This window comes from Neisseria sp., assembly GCF_041804105.1.
Taxonomy (GTDB): Bacteria; Pseudomonadota; Gammaproteobacteria; order Burkholderiales; family Neisseriaceae; genus Neisseria.
The window spans coordinates 1-4705 of the sequence record NZ_JBHCJY010000037.1 but is presented as its reverse complement, the minus strand read 5'-3'; the positions used below and the strand labels follow the sequence as shown (position 1 = coordinate 4705).

Annotated in this window: 3 protein-coding genes and 2 pseudogenes; 3 read left to right on the top strand and 2 right to left on the bottom strand. The window is 52.8% G+C overall.

The genetic code is table 11. From position 1 onward, the window contains the following. Positions 1 to 342: pseudogene (locus ACEYDX_RS03980) on the top strand (hemolysin D); the annotation flags it as partial. Then, positions 339 to 2456 (top strand): peptidase domain-containing ABC transporter, encoded by a 2118-nt coding sequence (locus tag ACEYDX_RS03975; RefSeq protein WP_085367098.1) that lies wholly within the window; start codon positions 339 to 341, stop codon positions 2454 to 2456. The pseudogene ACEYDX_RS03980 and the gene ACEYDX_RS03975, both read left to right, overlap by 4 nt. Positions 2457 to 2505: 49 nt before the next feature. On the opposite strand, the gene hpaC is transcribed toward ACEYDX_RS03975, so the two are convergent. Beyond that, positions 2506 to 3003 (bottom strand): 4-hydroxyphenylacetate 3-monooxygenase, reductase component, encoded by a 498-nt coding sequence (hpaC, locus tag ACEYDX_RS03970; RefSeq protein ID WP_373740738.1) that lies wholly within the window; start codon positions 3001 to 3003, stop codon positions 2506 to 2508. A 12-nt stretch (positions 3004 to 3015) separates the two neighbouring features. Further along, complete coding sequence (gene hpaR / locus ACEYDX_RS03965) at positions 3016 to 3459, bottom strand: homoprotocatechuate degradation operon regulator HpaR (protein WP_085366931.1); 444 nt, start codon at positions 3457 to 3459, stop codon at positions 3016 to 3018. Between the two features lie 345 nt (positions 3460 to 3804). On the opposite strand from hpaR, the pseudogene ACEYDX_RS03960 reads away from it, so the two are divergent. Beyond that, positions 3805 to 4705, top strand: a pseudogene (locus tag ACEYDX_RS03960) (hypothetical protein); the annotation flags it as partial.

Sequence of the window (4705 nt, the reverse complement as noted above, 5' to 3'; positions counted from 1 at the left end):
GATAGGGTGGTGCTGCGCTATCAGGCTTATCCTTACCAAAAGTTCGGCCATGCAGAGGGCAAGATTATTTCGATTGCGAAAACGGCTTTGGGCAAGCAGGAGTTGGCCAGTTTGGGCGGCGTGTCTGCCGACAATGAAAACCAGGCGATACAGGCGCAGGCAAACGAGCCGGTGTATTTGGTAAAGGTGAAATTGGCAAAACAAACGGTAAAGGTGTACGGCCAAGAAAAGCCGCTGCAAATCGGCATGGTGGCCGAGGCCGATATTCTGCACGAGCGTAAAAAGCTTTATGAATGGGTGCTCGACCCGCTTTACAGTATCACGGGGAAATTGACGCGATGAGTTATGTAGAACGTTTGTCGTTCGGTTTCAGCAAAAAGCTGCCGATTGTTTTGCAAACCGAGATTGCCGAGTGCGGCTTGGCCTGCTTAACCGCGATTGCCGGCTATCACGGCTACCATACAGATTTGCGTACGATGCGGCAAAAATATTCGTTGTCGCAAAAGGGTTTGACTTTGGCCGACATCGTGCGTTTCGCCAATGATTTGAACCTGACTTCGCGTGCCCTGCGCCTGGATTTGGACGATCTGCCCAATTTGCGTACGCCCTGTATCCTGCACTGGGACTTAAACCATTTCGTGGTGCTGAAAGAGGTGGTTAAAGACGGCATTATGATTATGGACCCCGCTGTGGGGATGCGTAAAATCAAGCAGGAAGAGGTATCGCAGAAGTTTACCGGCATTGCGCTGGAGTTGTGGCCGAACACGCATTTCGAGGCCAAAGAAGACAAACAGAAAATCAAAATCCTCACTTTGTTAAGGGGCGTTACCGGCATCAAGCGCTCGCTGGCGCAGGTGCTGCTGTTGGCATTTGCGCTGGAAATTTTCGGCTTGGTCAGCCCGTTTCTGATGCAGTGGGTAATCGACCATGTGATCGTTACCGCCGATAGAAACCTGCTGATAACGCTGGTGTTGGGCTTCGGTTTGCTGAAAATATTGGAACAGCTTACCGGCCTGTTGCAGGCATGGGTAAACATGCATCTGACCACCACGCTGAATGTGCAGTGGAAAGCCAATATATTCAAAAGATTGCTGGAATTGCCTGCCGATTATTTTACCAAGCGCCATTTGGGCGATGTGATTTCCCGCTTCCATGCCATCGACAATATTCAGGAAACCTTAACGTCCACCGCCTTTAAAACCGTGCTGAGCGGCATCATGGCCGTGTTTACGCTGGTGTTGATGTTTTATTACAGTTGGCTGCTGACAACGGTGGTGTTAATCGCTTTGGTTTTATACATCATTATCCGCATTGCCGCTTATTACCCGTTGCGCAACGCCACCGAAGAAAACATTGTGCACGATGCCAAGCAGAACACCTATTTTATGGAAACGGTGCGCGGCATCCACACGGTGAAGCTGTTTGAGAAAAACGAACAGCGGCACAGCTCTTGGATGACCCTGTTTGTCGATACGGTGAATACCGATTTGACCAAACAAAAGCTGACCAACATCTTCGATTTCGCCAACAAGCTTTTATTCGGCGTGGAAGGTATTCTGATTGTTTACCTAGGCGCAGATAAAATCTTGGACGGTGGCTTTACCGTCGGCGCGCTGACCGCTTTCTGGGCGTATAAAAACCAATTTGAAACCCGCGTGGGCGAGTTGGTCGACCAATACATCAAAATCCGCATGCTCAGCCTGCATGCCGAGCGTTTGGCCGACATTGTGCTTACCGAAACGGAAACGGAAAAAACCAAGGAAATCTATATTCCCGAAATCGAAGGCGATATCGATATCGTGGTAGACGACGTATCGTTCCGCTATTCCGAAACCGAGCCGTATATTTTGAAAAACATCAGTCTGAACATCAAACAAGGCGAATCGCTGGCGTTTACCGGCAGCTCGGGCTGCGGCAAAACCACGCTGATGAATATCTTAATCGGCAACCTTACGCCCGAATCCGGCAAAGTGCTGGTTAACGGCCACGACATCCACCAACTTTCGCCGCGCTTTATCCGCGGCCTGAGCGGCACCGTAACGCAGGACGATGTATTGTTTGCCGGCTCCATCAGCGAAAACATCTGCTTTTTCGACGAAACGCCCGACCAGCAGAAAATCGTGCAATGCGCGGCGATGGCGATGATACACGAAGACATCATGCAGATGCCCATGGGTTACGAAACCCTGATCGGCGATATGGGTAACGCCCTCTCGGGCGGGCAGAAGCAGAGGATTATTCTGGCGCGGGCGCTTTACCGCGAGCCGAAAATCCTGTTTCTCGACGAAGCAACCAGCCATCTGGATATGGAAAACGAGCAGGCGATTAATAACAATTTGAAGTTTCTAAACATTACCAAAATCATGGTGGCGCACCGCAAGGAAACGATAGAGTCGGCCGACAGGGTCATTGATATGGAAGCTTTGCAGCATAAGGCGCAGCATTCGGCAGAATAGGGAAATTGCCATAAGGCCGTCTGAAAACGTTTTTTCAGACGGCCTTGTTTTATTTCAGGCTGTTGAAGTTTCTGCGAAAGTAAACCAAGGCGGGTGCGGCGGTGTCGTGTACCTTGATTTCGCCGATTTCCACATAAAACACATGGTGGGTGCCGATGTCGTGTTGGGCGGTGATTTTGCCGTGCAGGTGGGCGAGTGCGCCTTCCACTTGCAGTTGGCCGGTTTGGCCGCGGTGCCAGATGTGGTATTCGAAGCGCTCTTCGGGCGACAGCGGGGTGAGGCCGGCGAAGTGTTCGGCGATGTCTTGCTGATGGGCGGATAACACGTTGATGCACAAATGGCTGTTGGCGGAAAGTATGGGGATGATGGCCGACTGGCGGTTGATGCACAGCAGCACGGTGGGCGGTTCGTCGGTGATGGGGGCGACGGCGGTCATGGTGATGCCGTAACGCCCAGCGCTGCCGTCGGTGGTGATAACGTGTACACCGGCGGCGCATGAGGCCATGGCGTCGCGGAAAGGTTGTTGCAGGGGGTGTGTGTCGGTCATGTGGCGTAGGAATTATGGTTTGTCGAGATGCTCGCCGATGTGGGAGAGTTCGGCCAAAAGGCTTTGCAGTTGCAGCATTTTTTCTTTTGAAAACACGGTTTCGATGCGGTCGTAGCATTTGTCGACTTCGGCGCCGAGCGAGTGGTAGAGTTGTTCGCCCTCGGCGGTGAGTTTCAAATAAACGCGGCGCTGGTCGTTGGAAGGCTTCAGGCGCACCAGAAGGTCGGCTTTTTCAAGGCGGGTGAGGATGCCGGTGAGGCTGGGGCGCAGAATGCAGGCTTGGTTGGCCAGGTCTTGGAAATCCAGCGTGCCGTTTTCGGCCAAAAGGCGGATGATGCGCCATTGCTGGTCGGTTAGGCCGACGTTGTGCAGGATGGGGCGGAACTGCGTCATCAGGGCTTCGCGCGCCTGAATCAGGCTGATGTTCATAGATGCGTGCTTCGAGGGGTGAGGCATGGCGGTTCTCCGTTATTTTCCGATGTAGTGGCTGTGTGGCGTATTCGGGTGTTTCAGCGGCTAATATTATTCCAATACGCTGCGAATCTCAATGATATCCTGCAATAAGCATCGAAAAATATGTTTTCAGACGGCCTCGGGGTGAAAGTAAGCGGTTGAAATCCGAAATAGGCCGTCTGAATAAGTAAATTTGAAGATAAACTTCATTATGATTACTGTTGTTATTTTATGTCAATTTATGCCGTTTGTTTTAAAAACGATACCGAATATCTTCCGGTCGGCAAACTTTAATCTATAATGGACAGCTCTAATACAACATATTTCACATTGTTTTACGGAAAACCTATGAAAGCTTACACACTCAACATTACCCGCAACGGCAAAACGGAAACCGTGAAGATACATCCGAATCAGCCCGCTACCGTGGAGGCACAGCCCGGTACGGCGTATCAATTGTTGGACGAGCAAGGCAACTTGGTGGTGCAGCCGGATGTCGAGTGGGTGGGCGACGATTTGTGGGTGTATACCAGTGAAACGCGCGGCAGCACACCCGATTTGGTGTTGCAAGGCTACCGCACGAGCTTGCCGATACAAAACCAGCAATACACCTTGCAGGCGGGCAACACGTTTGCCACCGCCGCCGATGAAGCGGCGTGGCAGCAGGCGGCGCAGCCTGTGGCCGAAGAAGTGGCCGTGGGCGGTGGCACAAGCGGTGCGAAGTTGTGGGGCGCGGTGGTGGTAGCTTCCGGCCTGGCCGCAGTGGGTTTGACTGCTGCGCGGCGCGGCGGCGACACGGCAGACGGGGTTGCACAAGTACAACCCTCCGCCGTGCAGAATCCTTCGGAAACATCTTTGGAAGCTGCATCCCAACCAGTAGAGCCGTCCACACCCGCAACCGAATCCCAGCAGCCGTCTGAAACGGCTGAAAAAACAGAAGAACCCTCTGCGCCCGCAGTTACGCCCGAACAGCCGTCTGAAACAGTTGGAAAAACAGAAGAGCCGTCTGCGCCCGCAGTTACGCCCGAACAGCCGTCTGAAACAGACGGAAAAACAGAAGAACCGTCTGCACCCGCAGTTACGCCCGAGCAGCCGTCTGAAACGGTTGGAAAAACGGAGGAACCGTCTGCACCCGCAACAGAATCTGAACAGCCGTCTGAAACGGTTGGAACAGCGGAGGAACCGTCTGCGCCTGCAACCGAACCCGAACAGCCGTCTGAAACAGCCGGGGCAACGGAGAAACCTTCTG